Annotated in this window: 24 protein-coding genes, 1 tRNA gene, 3 pseudogenes and 2 riboswitches; of the genes and pseudogenes, 9 read left to right on the forward strand and 19 right to left on the reverse strand. The window is 37.9% G+C overall.

The genetic code is table 11. The features are described from left to right. Positions 1 to 690 (forward strand): site-specific integrase (locus tag BM266_RS16115; protein WP_139220677.1); only part of this gene is annotated, 690 nt, incomplete at its 5' end. A 60-nt stretch (positions 691 to 750) separates the two neighbouring features. On the opposite strand, the gene moeB is transcribed toward BM266_RS16115, so the two are convergent. The 17 genes and pseudogenes from moeB to BM266_RS16205 all read right to left on the reverse strand — a co-directional run bounded on the left by moeB (position 751) and on the right by BM266_RS16205 (position 15,470). Beyond that, a complete protein-coding gene (gene moeB, locus BM266_RS16120; protein ID WP_093411506.1) occupies positions 751 to 1,809 on the reverse strand; it encodes a HesA/MoeB/ThiF family protein in 1,059 nt (352 codons plus the stop codon). A 3-nt stretch (positions 1,810 to 1,812) separates the two neighbouring features. Further along, a complete protein-coding gene (gene thiH, locus BM266_RS16125) occupies positions 1,813 to 2,922 on the reverse strand; it encodes a 2-iminoacetate synthase ThiH (protein WP_093411507.1) in 1,110 nt (369 codons plus the stop codon). Next, positions 2,915 to 3,694, reverse strand: coding sequence for a thiazole synthase (locus BM266_RS16130; protein WP_093411508.1), 780 nt, complete (start codon positions 3,692 to 3,694; stop codon positions 2,915 to 2,917). The genes thiH and BM266_RS16130 overlap by 8 nt, the downstream gene beginning before the upstream one ends. After that, positions 3,691 to 4,326 carry a thiamine phosphate synthase gene (locus BM266_RS16135; protein WP_093411509.1) on the reverse strand — a complete coding sequence of 212 codons (636 nt, stop codon included), beginning with the start codon at positions 4,324 to 4,326 and terminating at the stop codon, positions 3,691 to 3,693. The genes BM266_RS16130 and BM266_RS16135 overlap by 4 nt, the downstream gene beginning before the upstream one ends. Then, positions 4,323 to 5,084 carry a hydroxymethylpyrimidine/phosphomethylpyrimidine kinase gene (locus BM266_RS16140; protein ID WP_093411510.1) on the reverse strand — a complete coding sequence of 254 codons (762 nt, stop codon included), beginning with the start codon at positions 5,082 to 5,084 and terminating at the stop codon, positions 4,323 to 4,325. Before BM266_RS16140 ends, BM266_RS16135 begins: the two co-directional genes overlap by 4 nt. Continuing rightward, the gene (locus tag BM266_RS16145) at positions 5,071 to 5,667 is read right to left on the reverse strand and encodes a thiamine phosphate synthase (protein WP_093411511.1); all 597 of its coding nucleotides are present in this window, start codon (positions 5,665 to 5,667) and stop codon (positions 5,071 to 5,073) included. The genes BM266_RS16140 and BM266_RS16145 overlap by 14 nt, the downstream gene beginning before the upstream one ends. Positions 5,668 to 5,678: 11 nt before the next feature. Continuing rightward, the gene (gene thiC / locus BM266_RS16150) at positions 5,679 to 7,535 is read right to left on the reverse strand and encodes a phosphomethylpyrimidine synthase ThiC (RefSeq protein WP_093411512.1); all 1,857 of its coding nucleotides are present in this window, start codon (positions 7,533 to 7,535) and stop codon (positions 5,679 to 5,681) included. Between the two features lie 58 nt (positions 7,536 to 7,593). Continuing rightward, a complete protein-coding gene (gene thiS, locus BM266_RS16155) occupies positions 7,594 to 7,797 on the reverse strand; it encodes a sulfur carrier protein ThiS (protein WP_093411526.1) in 204 nt (67 codons plus the stop codon). Between the two features lie 98 nt (positions 7,798 to 7,895). Beyond that, positions 7,896 to 7,994, reverse strand: a riboswitch (TPP riboswitch). 328 nt (positions 7,995 to 8,322) lie between these two features. Further along, entirely contained in the window at positions 8,323 to 8,853 is a 531-nt protein-coding gene (gene cobC / locus BM266_RS16160; protein ID WP_093411513.1) for an alpha-ribazole phosphatase family protein, read from the reverse strand. After that, positions 8,838 to 9,563 carry an adenosylcobinamide-GDP ribazoletransferase gene (gene cobS, locus BM266_RS16165; RefSeq protein WP_245760477.1) on the reverse strand — a complete coding sequence of 242 codons (726 nt, stop codon included), beginning with the start codon at positions 9,561 to 9,563 and terminating at the stop codon, positions 8,838 to 8,840. The genes cobC and cobS overlap by 16 nt, the downstream gene beginning before the upstream one ends. 32 nt (positions 9,564 to 9,595) lie before the next feature. After that, a complete protein-coding gene (gene cobT, locus BM266_RS16170) occupies positions 9,596 to 10,645 on the reverse strand; it encodes a nicotinate-nucleotide--dimethylbenzimidazole phosphoribosyltransferase (protein ID WP_093411515.1) in 1,050 nt (349 codons plus the stop codon). Between the two features lie 63 nt (positions 10,646 to 10,708). Next, a pseudogene (locus tag BM266_RS17445) lies at positions 10,709 to 11,362 on the reverse strand (Dph6-related ATP pyrophosphatase). Position 11,363: 1 nt separating this feature from the next. Continuing rightward, complete coding sequence (locus BM266_RS16185) at positions 11,364 to 12,092, reverse strand: Dph6-related ATP pyrophosphatase (RefSeq protein WP_093411518.1); 729 nt, start codon at positions 12,090 to 12,092, stop codon at positions 11,364 to 11,366. Further along, positions 12,093 to 12,596: a bifunctional adenosylcobinamide kinase/adenosylcobinamide-phosphate guanylyltransferase gene (locus tag BM266_RS16190; protein WP_093411519.1), complete on the reverse strand. Its 504-nt coding sequence runs from the start codon at positions 12,594 to 12,596 to the stop codon at positions 12,093 to 12,095. Next, the gene (locus BM266_RS17510; protein ID WP_175494829.1) at positions 12,593 to 12,952 is read right to left on the reverse strand and encodes a C1orf53 family protein; all 360 of its coding nucleotides are present in this window, start codon (positions 12,950 to 12,952) and stop codon (positions 12,593 to 12,595) included. The genes BM266_RS16190 and BM266_RS17510 overlap by 4 nt, the downstream gene beginning before the upstream one ends. After that, positions 12,952 to 13,548 carry a DUF6580 family putative transport protein gene (locus BM266_RS16200; RefSeq protein WP_093411521.1) on the reverse strand — a complete coding sequence of 199 codons (597 nt, stop codon included), beginning with the start codon at positions 13,546 to 13,548 and terminating at the stop codon, positions 12,952 to 12,954. The genes BM266_RS17510 and BM266_RS16200 overlap by 1 nt, the downstream gene beginning before the upstream one ends. A gap of 11 nt (positions 13,549 to 13,559) precedes the next feature. Beyond that, positions 13,560 to 15,470 (reverse strand): TonB-dependent receptor plug domain-containing protein, encoded by a 1,911-nt coding sequence (locus BM266_RS16205; RefSeq protein WP_217648172.1) that lies wholly within the window; start codon positions 15,468 to 15,470, stop codon positions 13,560 to 13,562. Between the two features lie 129 nt (positions 15,471 to 15,599). Then, positions 15,600 to 15,793: riboswitch (cobalamin riboswitch) on the reverse strand. A gap of 291 nt (positions 15,794 to 16,084) precedes the next feature. Between BM266_RS16205 and BM266_RS17215 the strand changes: the two genes are divergently transcribed. From BM266_RS17215 to BM266_RS16220, 5 genes and pseudogenes are all read left to right on the forward strand, one after another. Beyond that, a complete protein-coding gene (locus BM266_RS17215) occupies positions 16,085 to 16,231 on the forward strand; it encodes a hypothetical protein (protein WP_175494828.1) in 147 nt (48 codons plus the stop codon). A gap of 648 nt (positions 16,232 to 16,879) precedes the next feature. After that, entirely contained in the window at positions 16,880 to 17,620 is a 741-nt protein-coding gene (locus BM266_RS17535) for a response regulator transcription factor (protein WP_175494830.1), read from the forward strand. Positions 17,621 to 17,706: 86 nt separating this feature from the next. Then, complete coding sequence (locus BM266_RS16215; RefSeq protein WP_175494831.1) at positions 17,707 to 20,007, forward strand: outer membrane beta-barrel family protein; 2,301 nt, start codon at positions 17,707 to 17,709, stop codon at positions 20,005 to 20,007. A gap of 790 nt (positions 20,008 to 20,797) precedes the next feature. Next, positions 20,798 to 20,950, forward strand: coding sequence for a hypothetical protein (locus BM266_RS17220; RefSeq protein WP_175494832.1), 153 nt, complete (start codon positions 20,798 to 20,800; stop codon positions 20,948 to 20,950). Between the two features lie 275 nt (positions 20,951 to 21,225). Further along, positions 21,226 to 21,735: pseudogene (locus BM266_RS16220) on the forward strand (DUF2141 domain-containing protein). Positions 21,736 to 21,804: 69 nt separating this feature from the next. Here the strand turns inward: BM266_RS16220 and BM266_RS16225 are convergent. Beyond that, entirely contained in the window at positions 21,805 to 22,704 is a 900-nt protein-coding gene (locus BM266_RS16225; protein ID WP_093411524.1) for a YihY/virulence factor BrkB family protein, read from the reverse strand. Positions 22,705 to 23,068: 364 nt separating this feature from the next. Here BM266_RS16225 and BM266_RS16230 point away from each other — a divergent pair. The 3 genes from BM266_RS16230 to BM266_RS16240 all read left to right on the forward strand — a co-directional run bounded on the left by BM266_RS16230 (position 23,069) and on the right by BM266_RS16240 (position 25,200). Further along, positions 23,069 to 23,142 (forward strand) — tRNA-Pro (locus BM266_RS16230). 261 nt (positions 23,143 to 23,403) lie between these two features. After that, a complete protein-coding gene (locus BM266_RS16235) occupies positions 23,404 to 24,612 on the forward strand; it encodes a site-specific integrase (protein ID WP_317040984.1) in 1,209 nt (402 codons plus the stop codon). Positions 24,613 to 24,798: 186 nt separating this feature from the next. After that, the gene (locus tag BM266_RS16240) at positions 24,799 to 25,200 is read left to right on the forward strand and encodes a hypothetical protein (RefSeq protein WP_093411525.1); all 402 of its coding nucleotides are present in this window, start codon (positions 24,799 to 24,801) and stop codon (positions 25,198 to 25,200) included. 368 nt (positions 25,201 to 25,568) lie between these two features. Here the strand turns inward: BM266_RS16240 and BM266_RS17280 are convergent. Continuing rightward, positions 25,569 to 25,785, reverse strand: a pseudogene (locus tag BM266_RS17280) (hypothetical protein); the annotation flags it as partial.

The raw sequence follows: 25,785 nt of genomic DNA on the forward strand, positions 1-25,785 counted from the left end.
TTGCCTAGCCTTCAAAATAACGGAGTAATGAAACATATGGAACGCTTTAAAAAATTGATGCGCCTGGCCGAAGATTTAGATTGGATTGAGAAGAACCCCACTAAAAGGTTTAAACTCCGCTTTGAACAGGTAGATATGGTCTACCTTTCTAAAGCAGAATTACAAAAAATAAAAGACAAAAAGTTCACAAGATCTACCCATACCATCAACCGTGACATTTTCGTATTTTGTTGTTATACCGGATTGCCTTATGGCGATGTCAAGGAGCTAAAGAAAAAGCATATTCAAATTGGGGTGGATGGGAATAAATGGATTTACACCCGAAGGATAAAAACCAATACGATACTCAGAATTCCACTGTTGAAAGAAGCCGAACGTATTCTTGATAAATACCAGGACCATCCAAAAGTACATTCGAGTGATATTTTACTTCCGGTCTATTCCAATCAGAAAACCAATCAATATTTACGGGAAATTACCAAAGTGGTGAAAATCGATAAGGAATTAAGTTTCCACGCAGCCCGCCATACTTTTGCTACAACGGTAACTTTGGCTAATGGCGTTCCCATAGAAACGGTATCTAAACTGTTGGGTCATACAAAATTATCAACTACCCAAATTTACGCTAGGGTTATTGATTCTAAAATTTCCAGTGATATCGATAATTTAAGGCTGAAATTAGGTAATTAAAAAATTAATCATTTACCTCTCGGGTATATGACTTGAAAAAATCCATTTAAATGAACAGATTCAAAGTTTTACCTTTTTTAAGCCCCCATCCAAGTTGTACATTTTTTTCTTGGACAAATACTCCTTAAGTATGGAAATGGCTTTTAAACTTCTTATGCCGGATGCGCAATAGACCAGTAAATTGTCTTCGTGAGCTAATTCGCTGTACCTTTTCTGTATTTCAAGAAGGGGAATATGTAATCCTCCGATGTGCCTGATTGCCCGCTCTTTCGCAGTGCGAACGTCCAATAGCGTATAGTTTTTGGGAGCAGAATTATATTGCTGATAAGAAATTGATTCTAAAGTGGTAGTCCCGCATGAAGAATCGATTTCTTCTAATTCATTTACCATCATATCAGGATTTTTACAGAACGCCAAAATCTGGGTTTGCATTTCGAGTGCATCAAACAGGAGTAGTTTTCCAGATAAAATATTGCCGATTCCTAATATCATTTTTAACACTTCATTCGTCTGGAGGTTTCCAATAATTCCGGGTAAAATTCCCAAAACACCCACTTCACTACAGGAGGGCATCTCTTCAGAAGAACCGGATTCCGGAAAAAGGCATCTGTAAGTAGGGCCATTTTGGTAGTTAAACACCGATACCTGTCCGACAAACTTGGAAATCGAGCCAAACACCAAGGGTTTCCCTGTAAGGACTGCGGCATCGTTGGCCAGGTATTTGGTGGTGAAATTATCACTTCCTTCCACTATAATGTCGTAAACGGAAAATAAATCAACTGCATTTTTTGCTGTCAGTCTCTCATTATAAGCCACTAATTCTATCGAAGAATTCATCTCCTGAAGCCGGTTTTTAGCCGCTACTACTTTTGGCTCCCCTACATTTTTTTCTAAAAAAAGAATCTGCCGCTGTAAATTTGAGCTGTCTACAAGGTCATCATCTATAATTCCTATTTTTCCTAATCCGGCGGCTGCCAGGTATTGTAAAGTGGGACAGCCAAGTCCGCCGGCTCCAATCACCAGGACCTTTGCCTGCTTCAGTTTTGATTGCCCTGCTTCACCTATTTCTTTCAATAGTATGTGCCGTAGATAACGCTGCTTTTCTTTTTCTGTCAACATACTTTACCAGCTTTTCTCCCAGTCCTTCCAGACAGGTTCTATTCCGGTTTCAGAAAGCATTTTCGCGATAATTTCTGTACTTCTTTCATCCGAAATTTCGAACTGTTCCAGAGATTGCGGCTCGACCACATAACCTCCGGGATTTGTTTTTGATTCGGCACTCATCGAAGTAATTCCCAGGTGAACGATGTTATTCCTGAAAATTTCATTTTCCCGTGTGGAAATAGACAATTCCACCTCTTCATCCAGCAACCTGTAAGCGCAAATAACCTGAAGCAGATCGGGATCTGTCATCTCCACTTTTAGTTCGAGTCCGCCGCTGAAAGGCCGCAACCTTGGAAAAGAAATGGAATATCTCGTTCTCCAATACGTTCTTTGCAGGTATTTGAGATGTAAAGCAGTGAAAAAGCTATCGGCTCGCCAGTCTTCTAATCCAAAGAGTGCACCTATTCCAATTTTATGGATACCAGATCTTCCAAGTCTATCAGCGGTTTCCAGTCGATAATCAAAATTTGATTTTTTACCTTTTGGGTGATGTATCTTATAAGTTTCGCGGTGATAGGTTTCCTGATAAACCAGTGTGGCATAAAGTCCGTTTTCAATCAGTTTTTCATACTCCTCCTCATCCAGTGGCTGAATTTCAATGGAAATATTGGAGAAGTAAGGTCTCAATAGTTTAACAGCATTACACATATAATCGACGCCCACAGTCTTATTTGCCTCACCTGTCACCAGCAGAATATGATCATATCCTTTTGACTTTAAAAATTCGGCTTCCTTTATTATTTCGGCATCGGTCAAGGTCTTCCGGGGGATTTTATTCGTCATACTGAACCCACAGTAGGTGCAAATATTCTGGCATTCATTGCTCAGGTACATAGGAGCGTACATCTGCATCGTATTTCCGAAGCGCTTTTTGGTGATCGTCTTGCTCTGCTGCGCCATTTCTTCCAGAAAAGGCTTTGCGGCAGGAGAGATGAGCGCTTTGAAATCTTCCAGATCCCTCTTCCTGCTTTGCAGCGCAGAACGCACATCGGATTCTGTTTTGGAGAAAATGCTTTGCAGCACCTCATCCCAGGAATATTCGCTTAAGGTATGTTTGAAACTATTCATAAAGAAATTGTGTTAACGGACTACTTGCTTCGGCTTGTTCTTTTTGTGGAGCCAGTTTCGCGGTGTAGGCGATTCTTCCTGCTTCCACAGCAAGTTTAAAGGCTTTTGCTATTTCCACCGGATTGGGAGAAACTGCGATTGCAGTATTCACCAAAACGGCATCGGCACCTATTTCCATCGCGTGAGCGGCGTGAGACGGACTTCCGATTCCCGCATCTATGATAACCGGCACATTGCTCTGTTCAATAATAATCTCCAAGAAATCCTGTGTTTTTAAGCCTTTGTTGCTGCCTATTGGTGCTCCCAGAGGCATCACACATTGCGCTCCCACCTCTTCAAGTCGTTTGCACAAAACGGGGTCAGCATGGATGTATGGCATTACCACAAAGCCTAATTTCACCAGTTCTTCGCAGGCTTTTAAAGTCTCTATAGGATCCGGAAGTAAATATTTCGGATCTGGATGTATCTCCACTTTTACCCAATTTGTTTCCAGGGCTTCCCTTGCCATTTGAGCGGCAAATACGGCTTCTTTGGCATTCCGAACGCCCGAGGTATTAGGAAGAAGATTTATGTAAGGATCTTTTAAGGCAGCGATCATTTGATCATCGTCATTCCCCGGTTCTACTCTTTTTAAAGCTACTGTCACCAGTTCACTTTCTGAAGCCAAAACCGCCTGTTGCATTACTTCTGAAGAGCTGAATTTTCCGGTTCCCGTAAATAAGCGGGAAGAAAATGTTTTATCTGCTATTTTTAGTTGATCTGTTTTGCTCATAATTGTTTTTCTGAGAATTGTTTTTGGATTTCCCGAAAGATCATTTCGGGCTGCGGATGCGTAGTAAGCCATCCGGAAATAGCCACGCCGTGAACTCCGCTTTCTGCTAAAATCGGAAGATCCTCCGGAATAATCCCTCCAATAGCGATCACCGGAATTGATTTTCCGTTAGCACGAAGGTTGCTTAGCAGCTTCCGGTAACCTTCTGCGCCCAATATTGGACTGAGTTTCTTTTTGGTCGTTGTAAAACGGAAGGGTCCGAGACCTATGTAATCTACCTGCTTTTCGCATAAGATCTCGCAATCCTCCAGTGTGTTTGCCGTTCCCCCAATAATCTTATCCGGCCCCAGGAGTTTTCTGGCTTCCAATGGGCAGCTGTCTTGTTTTCCCAGATGTACACCATCGGTATCCACCTTTTTTGCCACCTCCGGAAAGTCATTAATGATCAATCTCGCCTGAAATTCATCACAGATATTTTTTGCTGCTTTTGCTGTTTCAAGAACCTTCTCAAAAGATTCATTTTTGAGGCGCAACTGAATCCAGTCTGCACCGGCGGCACACATCCGGCGGATGTTTTCCAAGTGTTCTTCGGAGTCTTCTCCCTGTGATATATAATGTAAGTGTGAAATCATGTGTTATGGTATCCTAATAATGTTTTATTTGATGCTAATACTTTTTCGATGTAGTTTTTTGCTTTTTGAGCAGCCATCGGAAGGGAATCATCCAAAGCCAATTGTGCTGCAAGTGCCGATGATAAAATGCATCCGCTACCGTGCTTTTCTGAACAGTCGGTTTGGCCGGGTTTAAAGCTCAGGCACTCACCTTCTGTGCTGAACAGTTCGTCCAGGCCGATATTTGCCATTCTATGACCTCCTTTAAGGTGTAGATTGGTTTGGCTGCTTATTTTCCGGATCGTTTCTTCCAGATGCAATTCAGGATGAAACATTTTTAATTCATTAAAATTCGGAGTGACAAGGAAAACCCTTTCCAGAACCGATTCCAGATTCTCCTGGAATTCTTGTGGCTCCTGAAATGAAAATCCGCTACTGGATTTTAATACAGGGTCCCAGATAATCTTAATATTTTGGTTCCTAATCAGCAGTTTGTCAATCACTTTATTCAGGACCTGAAGGTTCTCCACAATACCAATTTTTACGACTTCCACAGGAAAGCTTTCCAGTAAAAGTTCCAGTTGCTGAAGGATAATAGCTTCAGAAGTCCAGTGACAGGCTTCGAATTTTTTATCATTCTGAATCGTATTTGCAGTATTCACCGACAATCCATAACAGCCGAGCATTTCAAAAGTTTTGATATCTGCCAGCAATCCGGCTCCGCCCGATGGATCGAATCCTGCTATGCTTAAAACAAATGGTCTGCTAGTGGTAGACATTTCTGTATTCATTATGGATTTCAGTAAAAGCCTTGTTCCTGTTTTCCGCGAGCCATACAGCTCCCAATACTGCTACTCCGGCATATCCCATTTCTTCTGTTTTGGATATTTTATCTGCTTCAATTCCGCCTAAAGCGATTACTTTACCGGGCATTATTTCCACATTAAAGGCCTGTCCTTCATATTGTTTTTTTGAAACAGAAGTAAACACCGGACTCAAAAAAACATAATCAAAGGCGGAAGCTTCAGATTTCACTTTTTCGGGATCGTGAAAGGATGAACTCACCGTAAATCCACCCGATTGGAACCGCTCAATATATTCGGTTAAACCTTCTTTTTTGCTCCGGAAACTTTCTTTTAAATGAGTTCCTTTTACCGGAAAGACTTCAGCTAAATGATGATGTTGATGAAGTACCATTTTCCGAAGGTATTTTTCTTCAAATCGTGATAACCATAATTTCAGTTCTTCTTCCGTCATTCCGGGTTTGCGAACGTGTAGAAGGGGCAGCCCATTCTCAAAAAAATGAATGAGCTGTTCCTTTTCAGTACTATTGCTTTCTTCCGAAGTAAAAAGGATTAGCATCTGAGTCTCTGCTATAGATAAACCTGGCTTCCTTTCTCCTTAAATTCTTCCGATTTTTTCTTCATTCCTTCTTCGATAGCCTCCTGCGTATCCATTCCGTTTTCTTCCGCGAATTTCCGAACGTCCTGCGTAATTTTCATAGAGCAGAAATTAGGTCCGCACATAGAACAGAAATGGGCTACTTTGGCATTTTCAGAAGGTAAAGTCTCGTCGTGATAAGATCTTGCGGTAGCCGGGTCAAGCGCCAGATTAAATTGATCTTCCCATCTGAATTCGAATCGGGCCTTACTCAGGGCATCATCCCTGTGCTGTGCTCCGGGGTGTCCTTTCGCCAAATCTGCAGCGTGTGCAGCGATTTTATAGGTGATTACTCCTTCTTTTACGTCGTCCCTATTCGGTAGCCCCAAATGCTCTTTTGGCGTCACATAACATAGCATCGCACAACCAAACCAACCGATCATCGCCGCGCCAATCCCACTGGTGATGTGGTCGTAGCCGGGAGCGATATCAGTGGTCAGTGGGCCTAAAGTGTAGAAAGGAGCTTCCCCACATACCTCCAGTTGTTTATCCATATTCTCTTTGATCATGTGCATCGGGATATGACCTGGGCCTTCAATGATACATTGCACATCGTGTTTCCAGGCAATTTTTGTAAGCTCCCCCAGGGTTTCAAGCTCGGCAAATTGCGCGTAATCATTAGCATCAGCAATACTACCGGGACGTAGCCCGTCTCCAAGGGAAAAAGAAACATCATAAGCTTTCATGATCTCACAAATATCTTCGAAATGCGTGTACAGGAAACTTTCCTTGTGGTGCGCCAAACACCATTTTGCCATTATGGAACCTCCGCGGGAAACCAGTCCTGTTACCCGTTTCGCAGTATGTGGAACGTAAGCCAAACGCACACCTGCGTGAATAGTGAAATAATCCACTCCCTGCTCAGCCTGCTCTATAAGCGTATCCCTGAAAATTTCCCAGGTAAGATCTTCGGCTTTTCCGTTTACTTTTTCCAGGGCCTGATAAATAGGCACAGTTCCAATAGGCACCGGTGAGTTTCTAAGGATCCATTCCCGTGTTTCGTGGATGTTCTTACCGGTGGAAAGATCCATGATCGTATCTGCTCCCCAACGGCAGGCCCAGACCGCTTTTTCCACTTCTTCTTCAATAGAAGAGGACACGGCAGAATTCCCGATGTTAGCGTTAATCTTTACCAGGAAGTTGCGGCCAATAATCATCGGCTCATTTTCAGGGTGGTTGATGTTGGAAGGAATAATTGCTCTTCCGCGAGCGACCTCATCACGCACAAATTCCGGGGTGATTACCTTTGGAATACTGGCTCCAAAACTGTTCCCGGGATGTTGTTCTGAAATTTGGTTTATCTCTTCCAGCTTCTGGTTTTCGCGAATGGCAATGTATTCCATTTCTGGAGTGATAATCCCTTTCCTGGCATAGTGCATTTGAGTCACATTCTGACCTGGCTTTGCTTTAAGTGGTTTTCTGTTTCTTTTAAAACGAAGCTCGTCCAGCTTCTCATTGCTTTCCCTTTCGCGTCCGTAGGCTGAAGAAAGTCCTTGTAGTTGCTCTACATCTTCCCGGCCGGCAATCCAGCTATTGCGAACAGGCTTTAGTCCTTTCCGCACATCGATCTCTACCCTTGGATCTGTGTAAGCACCGCTGGTGTCATAGATCAACACAGGATCGTTTTTTTCTACTTCCCCGTTGAATTTATCCACTGTGTCGCTAAGGGATATTTTCCGCATCGGGACTTTTATGTCCGGATGGATCTTTCCGCTTACATAAATCTTTTCGGAATTGGGAAAAGGTGCACGGCTAATGATTTGTTGCTTTGGAGACTGGTCCTTTTTCATAATTACTTCTTTTTAATGTTGGTATGTTCTGGCTTACGGAAATTCTTCCGAAGCACATTTATCCTCCCTGAGTGGCCCTGATAATGAGTATGTTTTCACCTTCAGCAAGTTCACGCCGGTTCCAGTCGCTTCGAGAAATAATCTGATTATTGACAGCTACAGCAATTCCTTTTTCAGAAATATTAAGCTGCGTCAACAGGTTCTGAAGATTGGATGGTGAATTAAAAGTGTGGGCGGTGTTGTTTACGTTTACAGTTATCATTTGTTTTATATTTAATAGCTGTAAACTGCAGGGGGATTCCCTAAAGAAAAAAGTAAATACAAACCATAATTCCTTCAAAATGGAATTATGGTAGAAAGTATGTAGATAACACTTTTTCCTTCGCGGGTATTAACCGGATCAGGTTCAAAGGGTTTTATCTCAGCCAATTTTAAAAATCAGCACCCCTAAAGCTTACGTTTTCAAATGTAACGGAATTTTTTCGGAAATAAAAAATTTATACTTGACCAAGTTCATTTTTTATGCCCCTTAAGAGATTTCTCTATAGTCCGCGTCCTAGCTAAACTAAAACCATGGTATATATGTAATGCATCAATCAAGATTGTGAAGAATGCTCCTTATAGTTGCCCAAATACCACGCTTTGATATTCAAGGCCGATATCTTCTTCTTTTCAAAGCAGCATTGCTTATGCCATTCAAGAAGTTTGATGTAGACTTGGTTTAAATACTGGTTTAGAATTAGTTTCTGAACGTGAAATTACACTTTATGAGATATTCCTATATGTGTCAAGAAATGACTGTAACCACTCCATAAGGGACCTTATATTGAAAGGAATCTTTTAGGGCAATGTTATTATGTTGTGCTAAAAAAGCTCGAATAACTCCTGCATGGGTTATGATAGCTATTTTTGTAGGTGTATTTATTTTCAGCGATTGTTTAAAATCTATAACCCGATGGTTTAAATCAGTATATGATTCGCCTTTTGGGCAACGTATTTTTACAAAATCGTCCATCCAAACTTGAAGCTCCGATGGGTTTATTTCATTCCAAGCCTGTAACTCCCAGACTCCAAAATCAAGTTCTTTAAGTCTATTGTCATATACAATCTTAGCTCTGGGAAATAGTTTTTGTGCCAATAATCTACAACGTTGCAAAGGGCTTGAGTATACCAAGCAATCACTATCTAAAAAAGTATTTTCTTGTATAATTTTTTGTGCTTCCAATTCGAAACTGGGAGCTAACGGAATATCCGACTGCCCATAGCAAATCCCTTTTTCTATTTTAGGTGTTGTGTGGCGTATTAGATAAATTTCCATAGCATCAAAACACTTAAATAAAACACCAATTCTGTAATTTGTTGGACTGCACCAATACAATCGCCATTATAGCCTCCTATCCATTTTTTATAATAACGATATAACAAGGCTTCGGTAATAAACATAGGCAAAAGCGTCAAAAACACCCACCAATTTTTAAAAAAGCATAATATTGAAAGGCCTATAATAAAATTGATGAGCAATGAACGTGTAGATAATTTACTGGCTGCTGTTTCTGATTTTGAGTTTGTATGGTTAGATATATAATTTCCTCTAGCCAACATTCTAGATACAACCAATCTGCTCAATACGTGCCCCGAAAGAATTACCAAAGGAATTTGGTGAACGGGCATATCCGCTAGGGCGAAAATTTTGAGTAAAACAACCAACATAATAGTCAGGACTCCGAAAGTTCCCAACCGAGGGTCTTTCATAATCAGAATGATTTTCTCTTTGGTCCATCCGCCTCCAAAGCCATCACCAACATCTGCCAGAGCATCTTCGTGAAACGCTCCTGTTAAACCAATGGATGCCGCTATGCTTAAAACTGCTGAAATTTCAATTGAAAACAACAAGTTTGAAACCAAAAAAACACCTGCCGAAATGGCTCCGACAATCCAACCAATCAAAGAAAAATAACGCCCACTTTCTTTCAGATAAACAGGATCATGGTCTGTCCACTTTGGACAAGGAAGGCGTGTAAAGAACATAAGTGCCGTAAATAATATGCGAATTTCCCTTTTCACGGTTTTACTTTATTAGAAACTTGGGCACTTTCAAAACTTGCCATTTTGTTTAAAAAATTAACGGCAGCTCCAATAATAGGATACGATACAGCTATACCTGAACCCTCTCCTAAACGCATACCTAAATTCATTACGGGTTCTACCTTCATAAATTCCAACATTTTTGTATGACCCTGTTCATCGGAATGATGCGTGAAAATAGCATAATCCAATACATTTTTATTGATGCTTTGCGCTACTAATATGGCTGCACTGGAAATAAACCCGTCAACTAAAATGACCATACCTAGTTCTGCTGCTTTTAGCATACCACTGCACATTTGAGCAATTTCAAAACCTCCAAAAGTTTGCAATAATTCAAGTGGGTTTGTAGTATCTACATGGCTATGTTTTTCTAAAACTTGAACTAAAGTTTTAATCTTTAACTCTAATTGTTCGCTATTAGCACCTGTTCCGTTACCGACACAATCGACAATTGAAATATTACAAATCATACTCATTAATAAGGCTGACGACGATGTATTGCCAATTCCCATTTCACCAAAACCAACCACATTACTTCCGCGATCAAAAATAGATTGTACCAATTCTGCTCCTTTCACTAAAGCCTTATCGCATTGCTGTTCCCTCATAGCCGTGGTTAACAGATAATTCTCTGTCCCCATTGCAATTTTGGTATCGATTAAGCCTTCTATCTTTCCGAAGTCATAATTAATACCTGCATCAACTATTTTGAGATTGATATTATTCTGATTGGCAAATACGTTAATTGCTGCTCCACCGGACAAAAAATTCATCACCATTTGAAAAGTGACTTCTTGCGGATAGGAATTTACCAATCCTTCTTTTGCAATGCCATGATCGGCAGCAAAAACAATAATTGTGGGGTGTTGTAATTGTGGTATTAGTGTTTGCTGAATGCGGGCAATTTTAAATGCAATGGTTTCAAGTTTTCCTAAAGCCCCAAGGGGCTTGGTTTTTGAGCCTATTTTAGATTTTATGGCTGTATCAAGGGCAGATGATATTGGTTTAATGTTGAATTTCATCTATTTAGATTTTTGTATGTCTTTAGTTTTCAATATCTAATTATTTTGGTTGAGAAATGCTCATTATTGACTCCATGAATCCCACGTTAAAAAACAATACCCTCTATATACTGCCTTTTTATATGGCGGTAATTCTACTGGTTTTGAAAACAAAGGACAATCTATGACCGCTGTATGATATTCACCATTTTCGCCACAAGCATCAATGCCAAGGTTTTCCAGTTCGTCTACCAGTTCTTTTGTAATTTCTCTTCCTAAGAATTTTTATCCTAAAAAGGAGTTGCACGATACAATAATGGCTTTAATCCCACTATCTATCATATTGAAAACCAATTGTTTTCTATCGTGTTGCCATAGCGGTAAAATTGCTTGTAAACCAGCAGATCTACAGACTTTTTCTTCCCATTCCCTGTGAGGTTGAAGATCTATATCACCATAAACAACACCTCCTATATTAAATTTTACTTTTATATCATCCAGGGCTTGAATGTAATTTTTTTCATAATCGCCCCAAGTACTGGGAATACCGATAAATGGAACTCCCATAGCATTGGCTTGCTGATGCAATATAATTAATGGTAATCCGTGTGAACGCGACACCTTTTTGTTTTCATTCATCATATTTAAAATGACCTCAGGTTTGTTATCGCCTTTTAAGGTTTGCATCAAGGCGTAACAACTGTCTTTTCCACCACTCCAGGAACTAATAACCTTCATGCTATACAGGTATTAAATCGCAGTAATGGAATCCAGATGATTTTTTATCTGAATTTGAAAAACAACTATCTTTCTTATTTTCAGGTGCTTTATATTCTTTAAAAACTTTTTCTCCTAATTCATATTTAATAGGTTCTTTAAAGATTGGTCCATCAAACACAAAGGTGTGAAACTCGCCGTTTTCTCCACAAGGGTCAACTCCTTTTGGCAAGTCCTTTAAAAAGTCTTTATCGATGACACGACCAGCAAATTCTTCGCCTAACAGTTCAGATTTCACGCAAACGACAACGGTTTTAAAGCCTAAATCGATAAACTCATACACAAGCTCCGTAGTATCTCTTTTCCAAAGTGGAAAGTGTCCTTTTAGGCCTACTTCGTTTAATCTGCTTTCTCTGTATTCACGTAAGTCCTCCAAAAAAATATCACCAAAAATACTGTGGGTAATTTCTTGTTTCTTGATATCTGTGAGCACATTTTTCATTGTTTCATCATAGGCTGACATTGATAACATTTCCGGCAACCTGATTTCTTTAACGGGGATGCCAATAGATTTGCCTTGAGCATAAAGCAACTCTTTACGGACGCCATGCATGGATATTCTGTCGTATTTGGCATTTACGGTGGTCATTAATGCCTTTACATCATATTTCCCTTCTCTTAGTATGTGGTATAAAGCCAGAGAACTGTCTTTTCCGCCACTCCAGTTGAATATTGATTTAATTTTCTCCATTTATTTAAGTTTTACCGGTAGCCCGGAAACCATAAAAATCGCTTGATCTGCTTTTTGGGCGATAAATTGGTTCATCCAACCTTGCAGTTCGGTAAATTTCCTTGCCATTTTTGTTTGTGCATGAACTCCCATACCTATTTCGTTTGAAATGACAATGATATTGGCTTCTTTATTAAAAAGTTTATTCAGTTCTTCTTTTCCTTTTTTCAATGATTCTTCTACATTGTTTTCAGTATCCAAATACCAATTCGTCAACCATAAAGTAACACAGTCTATTACCACTGTTTTTCCGTCTATGTCTATACTTCCTATGTATTTTTCTTCTTCAATGGTGGTCCATCGTTCATCACGGTCGGAGACGTGACGTTTTACACGTTCCGCAAAATCACCATCCCATACCCTTGAGGTTGCCAAATAATAAGGTGAATTGGATAATTCCAATGCCAGGTTTTGAGCATAACGACTTTTGCCCGAACGTTCTCCTCCTGTTATATAATATATCATACAATTTGTGATTTATAGGGACAGTGTTTGCAGTTGTTGGTACAACAGCTGCCTCGACGTAAATGGTACCAAGCGGTAAAAACAAAAAGCTTGTCTTTGTTCATATAATAATCAATTCCTTCAACGGGTATTTCCGCTTTACCCAGCGCTTTTATTTCTTTAAAATTATGTGGCGACAAATCCTTAGTGAATTCTTTAATTTTCGCGATAACAATTTCTTTTAGGCACTGCGGACAATAACAATTCTTTACACTATCAAATTGAATAATCCTGGGCATATTATTGCACCAACAACCTTCACTATAGCAGCTAAAGTCTCTATTGCAATTAGGGCATGTTTTAGGTCTTTCTGCCATTACAGTCCTGCAGGGCGAAGTACAGGAAACCGCAATTGGGCAAGTTCATACCCTCCAAACAGAATGGCGCCATAAATTAGGTTTCCGGCAAGCATATTTTTAAAAAAGGGGATAGCCAAGGTGTAACATTTTAGTAAACCAGCAGCATCTCTTGTATAAGGTAATCCTGTTGTAACATCGAGACCACCACCAAGCCACACGCCAAAATCCACAATGATAAAATGTGTCAGACCTGCTAAAAAACCTCCCAATAATACATTTTTCACATTTACTTTCTTAATGATATTCCTTCCTAAAAATACCATAAGTCCAAATGCCACATACGTCCAAAGCCATCCTTCATACAAAAACCCATTGCCGTAACCGTCGTAAACTGTTTGCATCAATACGATATCGCTCATAAACAAGGTTAACAAGGGAAAAAGATAGGCTCGGGAATTTTGGAGAAAATAGGCTCCCCCAAACAATGCCATAGCACCTATTGGGGTAAAGTTGGACATTGGTGTGTGCCCGGTTGTTTGTAGTATACGAAAAGCTCCAACCAGGAAGGTAATGCCAACTAATGCTAAAATTCGAATGTTCATTTTTTGTTTCATTTTCTTTTGTTTTAAAAATTAAACTTAAATCCTATATTATAATTTCTTCCTCTTGTGGTAAAGCCATAGAGGCTCACGAAGTCTTTATCGAATAAGTTATTTACAGCTCCATAAACCGTAAGTTTATCGTTTGACAATTTATGTTGGGCATAAATATCGAAAAGGCTATATTCCGATAAACTAATTTCTGAAGAAGTACTGAAATCAAATACGGTACGTTTCCCCGTAAAGTTATATTTGGCAGACACTGACGTGCTCTGTTGAATATTTACATTTAAAGTCGCTCCCGCCTTATGCTTTGGAATACGGTAAAATGCTGCCGTGACTTCATTATTTATGTAAGCATAATTTGCCAACAAAGAAATTGTTTTGGAAAAATTATAGGTAACATCCATTTCAACACCTTCTATATTTCTTTTATCTGAAATGTTTTGATATTCCCCACCTATATAATTTCCATCACCATCAAACAAGAATACAAAATCAATTGGGTTTGTTTCTTTGCGGTTAAAATAGGCGATGTTGAATTCTAAGGTACTGCCAAAGTAAAAGGAGCTTCCGAATTCTGTATTCAAAGATTCTTCAGGTTCTAAATTTTTGTTACCATAATTTGAAAACAATTGGTATCCCGTTGGTGTAACATAACTTGTTGATAACGAGGAAAACAGTTTCACTTTGGCGTTTTCAGCCAAGTTTATTATATAACTTGGATTAATATTATAGATGAATTTTGAATTATACACAGAATGTGAATTTAAGCGTACTCCTATATGTAAATTAAAGCCATTTTTGTTTTCATAAAATAAGGAAGCATATGGGTCTAGGATTGTAAAATCACTATCATCAAAGTTTACAACATCATCCTGCTCGTATTCAAATTTTTGAAGATTTACACCCCACAACGCCGTAAATTCTGATGTAAATTGGTGTTTATTGTTTAAGTCCAACTGTAAGTTCTTGCCCTTATACGAAGTTGGGTAACTACTTATAAAATCGCGATTGTTCTCGGCATAAATAGTCTTTAACTCAACAAATCCTTTTGCATACTTATAAGTAGGGGTTAATCCTAACCTAAACATTTTTCCGTATTGTTTGTTATCGGCATCTGTAAAAGCACTTTGGTCGTATTCTGTTTTAAATTCATCATAGGCAGCAATACCATCCAGTTTAAAATTATCAGAAAACCGGTAGCCCAACTTGGTAAGAATATTTGCTTTGTTCATTCCGTCCTTGTCAAAATCTGTGGTGGCATTTTCATCTGAGGCTGCTGAAAACCCTTGGGAATTTAAATAACTCCCGACTATCAGATAAGAGAATTTATTTAATTGGCCATTTACGTTGGCACTAGTATTAAAGGTCTGGTATGAACCATAATTCACGTCAATACCTCCTGTTATTTTCTCGTTGATATTATTTTCTTTGAGTTTTATGTTAATTACTCCTGAAGATGCTCCTGTACCATATAAAGTGCTCAAACCACCTTTTAAAACCTCTATGGACTCGATTAGATTAATAGACAACAATCTTAAATCGTATGTAGCGCTGCTGCCGGAAGGATCGTTTAACGGAACACCATCAATAAGGATTAAGACATTTTTATTTCCCCCGCCCCTTACAAATGTTCCTATATTTGTTCCTGGCGAACTGAAGTTGCCTTCCATTTGTATACCTGGTACTTCGTTTAAAAGATCAACAACAGTTTTTCCTGCGTTGTGCTCGATGGATTCCGGAGAAATCGTATAAATTGTTTTACCTGATTTTTCCACGGGAATTTTAAAACGAGTTCCAGTGATAACAACTTCTTTAAGCTGCCTTGTTGCTTTAACGGAATCTTGTTGCTGTTCTTTTGATTCTGGAGTTTGTGCGAATGTTATTGCGGAATAAAATAAATAACATCCCGTTAAAATCATTTTTTTGCCCATAGGTTATTTAAATAAATAAGTTAAACACTATGAACTCTCTGGGAATGATGTATGAAGAAATTACTAAATGTGGGCATTGAATTGCACTTACATTTAGTTACCAACCTCATTGCCTTTCACCCGAAAGCTCTGATTAATTTGATTGAGGCAGGTCTTCTGACTTACTCCACTTTTAACGCCTTCCCATTAAATATAACAGTGGCATTGAATGTTAAAAGCTCAGGAGCTTACAGCTACGGGTATAGTTCCAGATTTTCACTGGATTCCCTTTTTAACAATTATCGTTTGAATAAATAATTGTTACCAAAATCTATGCAATTATACCAAAAATATTTTAGGGACAAGACATGTGAAAAGGCTGAATTTCGAACTTTTTATAAAAAAACTCTCTCAGGCCAGTAACGACGGTGAATTTTTTATAAAAAATGAAAAATAGAATGTCATTCACCGATCAGAATTTCAGTTTTATTTTCAAAACCTTCTTACATCACCTTATCTTTCGATGCTAAAAAAACAAGCTTTGAAATTAACCGGAGCGCATAAACCGCTTTGCTATTTATAGCTCCTCTATAATTTTAAAGCTTGAAGATGAAGAAGCATCAAAAGGTAATGCGATGGCACTGGAAGAAGTAAATAAAAATAACGGAATAAACCAGTTCATCCTGATCTACATATTTTTTCTTTTCGCCGGCAAAAGGAAAATGCTCAAGATGAAAAAAGTAAATTTTATTATTTCAGTGATGGCGATCTTAAACGGTTAATATTTTTCTTTAAGTTAAACCTCGAAAGTATAAAAATGAATCAGTAGCTCGTTCTCAAAAAAATGCATAAAATAAAAGGAAAGCAAGATGTGTCATTGTAATGACAATCTTGCTTTGCGCCCGATGGTTGCAAAGGTTTAAAAAAATGAAAGGGCTATCATCCAGAGATGCAAAAACCGATGTTAGTCATTCAAGATTTTTGCATTAAATACCTCCATTTTTGGGAGAGTAAATCTGGCAGACTTTTATTACACAAACAAAAAAGACCAGTTCAAATCTAACTTTGGTAAAGAATACGATGAAAATTTATCCGATTTCCTGCAATATGTAAATATTGAAATTACAAGGGAATTTATTGGTGAAATTAGCGAACTTAAAGAATCTATAGATGAACTTAAACAATCTAATTATGATACTAAACAGTGATGGCGCCGAAAGAAGTAAATGAAACGTACATAACTTCTTATTCATTATGATCTAAGATATTTTTACTTCTCAGCAGCAAAAGGAAAATGTTTAAGATGAAAAAAGTAAATGCCTGGTCATTTTTAATGTTTCAAAAAACAGTATTAACTTTATCCTATATTTTTTTCGATGAAAATTTTCAAGATTTCACCATTTATAATTTTATCCACCATACTCCTAAGTATGAAAGGATACTGCAAACCGCTTGATAGTTCTGAGCATTTTCTTCAAAAAGAGGAAAAATCGATAGCTCGAGAAGAAAAACAAGCCTTGGAGGATACTCTCAGGAATTTTGAAGAATCTATACTTAATGGTGAGACAAAAAGTGAAAACAAAGTTTGGGGTAGCAATGCCGAAAAAGCCTGGCTGGATTACCGGCTTTTTGAGATTGATTTAAGGGCAGATTATGATGCCGAAAATTATTTAGCGCAAACCAAAGCCTATCTGAAAGATTCCACTCAAATTTTAATCGTCAAACTTAAAGGTCTTGAAACGCTGGACAGGAAAGGACTCTTGGTAAAAGATATTATCCAGAATGAAGAATATTATTTAGCCTTACTAGACGAGTTTGAACAAAGTGAACTGCCTTCCCGAACCTATTTATATTTTGAAAATAAAATAAGGAAAGTAAGCCTTGAACAGGCGAATGAAAAATATCAAACAAGCCTTATTCTAAACTTCGTCGGTTTAATAGCTATAGGCGGATTGACCTTTGGTTATTTCAAAAATAAAAAGGAAAAACCTTCATATCCACCTTTGAGCAATCAGGAAAAAAAGGTGAAAAACTTGATACAGGACGGGAAAACAAATAAGGAAATTGCCGAAGTACTTTTTATCAGCCTAAGTACCGTAAAAACGCATACTTCCAACATCTATAGTAAATTAGGGGTTAAAAATCGAAAGGAACTACAGGCCAACTCTTAATCTCCTACCAGTACTAGTCCTTTTTTCAGCCTTAAAATTCAATTTATTTACCCCCTCAAATGGTTACTTCGTTTCAAAATTTTGAAATGAAAGAATTAGCTATTATTATTTGTTTGATCTTCAGTTTGTCCGGCTTTAGTCAAAATAAATTTACATTATATGGAAATGTCGAAAATGAACAGAATGAAAATACTTCCCTGGGGCAAGCCTATTTATTAAACGATCAAGAACAGCTTATCAATTTCAGTATTGTCGAAAATGGGAATTTTTCTTTGAGTGCTGAAAGTGGCACATATCGGTTAAAAGTTGAAGTACTCAATTATGAAATTTTTGAAGAAACTATTGATTTGGATAAAGACCAACAGGTTGACATTAAATTGGAAAGTCTTCCTGATCATCTGGATGAAGTACAGATAACTGCTAAGCGAAAAACACTAACCTATAAAGACGGCAATATTAATATAAATGTTGAAAACTCTGTTTTTGAAACACTCTCACAAACTAAAGACGTGCTGGCAAAACTTCCTAAAGTTCAGATTAGTCCAGATGGTGAAGAATTACAACTATTGGGGCAGGGAACACCGTTAATTTATCTCGGAAACCAACAAATTCAATTTCAGGAATTGAATTCTATTCCAGTGACCAATATTAGAAATATCGAGATTATAAATAATCCAGGTGCTCAATATGAAGCCGACGGGACAAGCGTAATTGTAGTACATCTAAAAAATAATCTAGAAAATGGATTTAATGTTAGTTTAACAGAAACAGCATCTTTTAAAAGAAGGTTTAATAATTATGCTTCAACCGCACTAAATTATAGAAAAAATAAATTTGCCCTTACTGCTAATTTTGAATATAATCGGTTACATCATTGGGAAAGCAATCAATCAGAATTTACGCTCCTGGACGAGGATATTTATTCCAGATATAAAGTAGTTACATCTGCGCCAAGACCTCAATTCGTTTCCGGGCTTAACTTATCCTTTGATCTAGATGAAGACACCAAACTGTCAACAGGCATCAATTTCAGGACCGATAGTGAGGACTTTCCCATAGAAACAGAAACTTTTTTAAAAGACGGTTTACAAAGTACCGATATATTAACACTCACCCAGAATAAAGCCCAGAAAAGCTACCTGACTTCCCAATTAAACTTTAATAAATCTTTTTCCAAGGAGCAAACTTTGTTCCTGGGTGGCCAATATTCAAGGTTTGGACAGGATTTGCAAACGGAAATATACAATAGTACCAACCAGCAGGAATATGAATTTTCAGATTTAAGAGATCAGGATTTTGGTATCAAACGGGGCAGTATGCGTGTTGATTATGAAAATAAACTTAATTCGATATTAAATATTAAATTAGGAGCAAACCTGGCACTGGCCAAGGCAAATGCATATTCTTTTATCGATTCAGAAGCACAAAACTACGGCTATGAAGAATCCGTTTATGCTTCTTATGCTGATCTTTCAGGGAACTTTAAAAATTGGGAATATCGAATGGGATTAAGAATAGAGGAAAGCCAAGTGGAGGGAAATTATGAAAAGGAACAAAATTCAGCGATAAATCGGAATAATCTCAATTGGTTACCATCAATACAGCTCAATTATTCCACGGAAAACGAAAATCGGTTATCGATAAATTATAAAAGAAGCCTTAAAAGACCTAATTATTCAAATGCCAGTTCAATTACAGGTTATCTAAATCCATTCCTGGAATTTTCCGGGAACATTAATTTAAAACCAACGTATAATGATGAAGTTTCCCTGAATTATCAATGGAAAAAATTGTCATTTGAGGCTGGTTATTACGCTGAGAAAGACCCTGTGTATTATAGTGTTGATTTTAATGAAGAAATGGAGCGCTTAATTATGTCTCCCAATAATTTGGAAAGGGAAAATGGAATGTATCTGGAACTTGCTGCACCTGTAACCTATAAATTTCTGACTTCAACCAATACGCTACTATTGGCATATTCTGAAACAATGGATGCGGCAGGAATTCAGGCATTCGAAGCAAAACCTTTTCTTTATTATTATTCTAATAATGAATTCGATATAATTCCAAAGACTCAGTTCGCTATTAATTTTTGGGGACAAACCACCCGATATGAAGGAATTTATAAAAGAAACTCCATGTTTATTATTGGGGCGTCCTTTTCAAGAACTATTTTTGAAAAATTGCAAGTGAGTTTAAACTTTAATGACCTTTTTCAACAAATGAATTATGGGGAAACCTATCAAATCAATAATATTCATACCAACAGTCTGTTTTTTGCTGACGGGCAAGAAATAGCCATCGGGTTAAAATATTCCTTCGGAAAAAAATTGGAAACCTCCACAAACCTGGAGGATGTAGATGAAGAATTGGAGCGGCTTAAGTAAGTTTATAATTATTGTATAAAAATACTGCCTTTTTTGATGGCATTTTGCAGTTTAAACTCTGGATTTGTGCACTCAGATACTTCCTAGGAAAATAACTTGAAAAACTTTCGAAGCTTTACCCCTTAAACATCTCTTTTTTTATTGCGACCATCGGGAGTAATCAAGATTGTGTCCACAGACACACATCTTGAATTCTTACTCAATTGGAAAAACAGGTTTGATTCCAAAATCTTAGCATTTAAAACTAATGTTTATACTTGAAAAGATGTGAAGTTAAAATAATGGCCTTTTAGAATTTTGTGAGTCGGCACTTTAAAACCCTTCCTTCAATAAATTTGAGAGGATTAATAATCCAATTATTTGTATATTTGGTTAGGTCAGAATATCAAACTGCACCAATACGTTCTATTTAAATTGTGAGTTAATCGTGAGTTCAAAAAATTGGAACTGCGTAAAACCATATAAATACTGGGGGTCTCAGCGTTTTAAAAGCGTTCTGCCACCCCGACAAAGAAAAGCCCTGCACGGAAAGTGCGGGGCTTTTTTGTTGGTCCAAGGCGAAAGCTTGCTTTCAAGCCTCAAGGCCAACAAAAAAGACCGGGCAGGCATTAGCCTACAGGCTTTTCTTTGTCATTTTCCCCACTCAGGATCACCGACTAGCGGGAGGTAATTCTCTTAATTTTTCAAATAAAAAGTTACCTAATCGGTTACCTATTTTTTCTTAACTTTCCTTAGCCTTGGGCTTTAGCGTGATTTGACTTTCTACAATTATGTTAAATCGGTTACCTAAATGAAAGGCAATGAAACAAAACCCACTTTTCGCATCCTGTTTTGGCTTAATACAGCCAAAATAAAAGATTCTCTTGCACCCATTTATGCAAGAGTTACTATTAATGGCTACAGGTCAGAAATCAGGTTAGTGCCATCCGAAATCCTGGGATGATTCTGGAAAAGGCTCGCAGTATTTTGCATGTGTATGAGAATCCAATTTCAGATTTTTATTTTACCTTTAGATCATCCGGCATCGGTTATTAAAAAGTGTGAATCATCTGGTAAATAAAAAATATCTATAAAAAATAAATTTTGGATTCAGGTTTTTAGTATATTGATTATAGGTAAGGAATAATAGCGGCTAACTTTGGTCTTAGTTTGAGAAGAATATTTTCATAGATAGCCTTTTTGCGTTTTGTAGATAAAGTCAAATTTAAAATTCTTAGGATGTTGAATAATTTACCTTTCAAATCGTTTTTCCAAAGAACCGGCCAATCTGAAATTTCCCGGATTTTCCAAAAATTGTTTTTTGGGGTGGCTCTAAGCTTCATTTTGCTGCCGTCAAATGGGCTTGCTCAGGCGGAATGCCCGGCCATTAACGTAAAAATTCAAAACATTGATAACAATACCGGAGTTATCGCCTGTGCTATTTTTGAATCTCCCGAAGGCTTTCCCAATAAATTCCTGAAATTCGCATCCAAAGTTATGATAACACAAATAAAAGGAAAAGATGCCAGTTTTCAGTTTTCAGATATAAAACCGGGAAAATACGCCATTGCCGTAATCCACGATGAAAACCACAACGGTGAACTGGATACTAATTAGTTGGGGATACCTAAAGAAGGCTATGGCTTTTCCAGTGGTGCCAAAATTTCATTGAGTGCCCCTTCGTTTTCTGACGCTGAATTTTCATATGGGGGTGGAGATCTCCAAATTAGTATAGACCTGAATTATTAAAATCTTAAATCACAAAAGTTTTCCTAAGCCGCAGCCGCTTTCCTGAATGAAATCATCATTAGGACCCTATTACTCTTCAACTACCTTTGTCGTGGATCTGCCGCTGTTTTTTGCGTAACATTCAATTTCAGAATTTAGTTCGGCACCTAATAGTACCATCCAGCTGGTAAGCAACAGCCAGAGCATCAGGATAACCACAGCCGAGATGGAGCCGTAAACTTCCCCGTAACTTCCGAAATTGCTCACATAATAAGAAAAACCCCAGGAGGCTGCCAGCCATATCAGGGTGGCTACCAGTGAACCTGGGAAAACCATTTGAAAGGAAGGATTGGGCCTTACGGGTGCGTACTTGTATACAATGCCAAGAAAAAATACCACCAGCAACGCCAGAATCACCCATCTCAACCAGGTAATAAGACTTTCTATTCGTTCAGGCAAACCAAGCTGATCTACCAAAGCAGGAAAGATCACTATGAGAACCATGCTCAAAATTAGTATTAAGACGGCCCCGAAAGTAAATAGAAGCGTGAGCGCGTTTTGCCGAATAAAATTCCGGGTGTTATTGGTATTGTAGGCAATATCAACACCAGTAAAAAGAGATTTTGTACCCTTATTGGCACTCCATAAACTGAAAATGATCCCGAGGGCTGTCCCCCAGCTCAATGCTTTACCCGAGGTGGATGTAAATTCATTTATCTGAGCCTCAACTATACTAAAAGCCTGCTCTGGCATCATGTTAGAAAGGTAGCTGATCTGACTCTGCACGTTCTCGGGATTCATGGCGAGTCCATAGATAGAGATTAGGGCCATAAGTGCCGGAAAGATCGCCAGAAAAGCATAAAAGGCCACCCCGGCTGATACAATGCCTACGTTGTCTTCGGCTATCTGGTCCTTTACCCTAAGCAGAATGATTTTCCATCCTGAAACTTTGATCTCAAAGAGTGATTTTGTCTCCTCATTTTTTTCCATTTTCTCCTGATTGGTTTAATTAAAAATCTTTTAAAAACAGATGATTCCATAATATAGAAAAAAATGCACTCCTTACTATCTAAACTATTGTTAATAGGAAGCTTTAAAAGCTCGAAACAAACTCAGCAGAAATAAATAGGCTAACTAAACTTAATATTTTAATCACCCCTGTTTGAAGTGCTTACAGCATTTGACTTTAAAAAACACAACATTCTCTTTGAAAATTGACGGGAAGCCGTTTAATTTGCAAAGCATTAATCGGGATGTGGCCCTTCGTCTTCGCTCAGGACAGGCTGCCCCGGAAGGTAATTGAGTATTATAATACAAGGAAACCTTTTAAATTTAAAGTTGAGCAATTTTCAATCGGGATGTGGCGCAGTCTGGTAGCGTATACGCCTGGGGGGCGTGGGGTCGCAGGTTCAAATCCTGTCATCCCGACTTTTTAACATAATATTTTAACATAAATAAAGGGTAATTATATGATATTCATTTAATTACCTTTTTTGTTTGATTTCAAATATTAACAAATTATGTTAAATTTAATAAGAATAAATCGAGACTTTTTGGGTAATTTGTGAGTAAATCGGGAGTTCTAAGTGAGTTATTTTTTTAGTATCTTAGTATAATTAACCTTCGGGTTGGTTCCGCGTTTTTAGTTTGATTTTCGTACTACAATTTTTGTTTCATTTAAAATCTAGTATGATGCGTACCGATCAAACTTTTATTATTTCCTTTTTTATTCGAAAAAAGAAAAATCAACCTGAAATAGCTAATCTTTATACCAGAATAACGGTTAACGGAAGAAGGCTGGAAATAAGCCTTAAAAGAACTTTGCCAGTGGAGCAGTGGTTGCCGGATGCTTGTAGGGTAGCAGGTTCTTCAAAAGAGGTAATTCAGCTCAATTCAAAAATAGATCAGACCCGGGCTCTTCTTTATAAGGCATTTGATGAACTTCAAAGAGAAGGACAACTTGTAACATCTCAGTTGGTTAAGGCACGATATCTTGGTACTGATGTGAAACACAAAAGTCTTCAAGACCTAATTAATTACCATAACACTAATATGATAAGTGTGCTTAAAAAAGGCACTCTTAAAAATTATTATACCACTGGTCATTATTTGGAGGATTACCTTCTAACAAACTATAGAACCAGTGAGTATTTTTTAAAGCAAATCAATTATGAATTTATTTTAGGTTTTGAGAACTTTCTCCGATCAAAGCCTAAACTACACAACAATGGTGTAATGAAGCATATGGAGCGTTTTAAAAAGATGATGCGCTTAGCCGGAGATCTGGATTGGATTGAAAAGAACCCTACGAAAAGATTCAAGCTTCGCTTTGATAAAGTAGATATGGTTTATTTAACTAAATTAGAACTTGAAAAGATCAAGAACGAAACCTTTGAAAGACCTGTTTTATCAATAAACAGGGATGTTTTTATTTTCGCTTGCTATACAGGCCTTACTTATTCTGATGTCAAAGCCCTGACCAAAAATCATGTGCATATAGGAGTTGATGGCAATAAGTGGATCTATACCAGAAGAAGTAAAACCAACACGTCTGTGCGAATTCCCATATTAAAAGAAGCTCAGGAAATTCTGGATTACTATAAAAATCATCCAAAAATTGATGGGACTGATAAATTGTTACCGGTTTATTCCAATCAGAAAATCAATCAGTATTTACGAGAAATCGCAGTGAAAGTCAAAATAAGTAAGAAACTAAGCTTCCATGCCGCCCGGCATACTTTCGCCACTACCGTAACCCTTGCTAATGGTGTTCCTATAGAAACAGTTTCAAAACTATTAGGCCATCATAAAATATCTACAACACTAATATATGCCCGGGTTCTTGATTCAAAAGTATCAATGGATATAGATAATTTGAGGAAAAAATTAATAGGTTAACTTTTAATTAGATTGCTTGATTACTAGCATTTTATCCTCGGTCTTTTTACTATTTTGATTGATGAAAGTATGCCCATTTCCGAGTTGGGGGGCTACTGGAAATAGGCGGATACTAGGGTTCTGCAAAGAAACCAGAATATGATTTTTCTTTTATGGGGGATTTCCCCCATTTTTAACCAAATTAGTATGATCGAATTACCACCTTTAAGAGAAACCGCCGGGTATGATTATTTCGATCAGGAGGAGGTTGCTGATGATATGCTGGAATTCTCTTCCGGTTATTTCTATAGCGGTGCCCGGCAGGGACCAAAGGCAGAAGTTATTGATTTGACGGTGGTGACATGGGTGATGGATTTCCAGGAGAATTTATTCATTCGGTATTGTCAGTATAGTGGGTTAAAAGATGCCTGGAAAGAGAAGATAAATGAGCAGATGAAAATAATGATGAGAGATATTAGTATCAGTGAAGGATTTATCAGGAGGCGGTTGGTGGACTTTGAAGGCGGGAAAGAAGAGTTTTACAAAAGAGAGGCGTTTGAAAAGAAGTTCCTCGAGTTGAGATCCCGGATGAAGTCGGTCAGGTATTGATTTAAGTTCCCTTTTCCCATTTAAGAATTCCCCTGCTTAATCGGTTGCACCCTTTTTTCTTCTTATTTCCGAGCTAACAGGCTCCAGGAGGTACTAATGAAGCCTGACGCGGTAGCATCAGGGTTAAGTGCACCGACTTATGCCTGTGTGAGGGCAAGTAAGGGCTTTGCCGGTTGTTTTGAAAATAGCATCACTACTTATCTTAAGTTATCTTATAAACGCGGAATTGTCTTTTAAAGTACAAAGCTTTTATGCCCCGATCGACGGTTGCTTATGGAAAAAATACTCAAAAATAGGGACCGCTACATTAGCTGTTTTGACATCGCTTTAATCAGCAGATTCTGGCGATAGGGTGAAACCAATCACTTTTATTGGATACGTACTTTCTTTTTAGTCTTTATGAATCTCCGAACAGTAGGAGAAGATATATACCACAATATAAAACCACTTAAAACCGTGACCAATCCAAGTAGGGAGAAAACTCGCAACACAAGATTATTAAAATCATCCCGGCCATCGTAATCCATGGTGTGAGTCATCCAAAGAAAATCGAACCATCGCCAGTTTCTATGCCGAAGCTTCTGG

The sequence above is a fragment of the Salegentibacter flavus genome, assembly GCF_900115145.1.
Taxonomy (GTDB): domain Bacteria; phylum Bacteroidota; class Bacteroidia; order Flavobacteriales; family Flavobacteriaceae; genus Salegentibacter; species Salegentibacter flavus.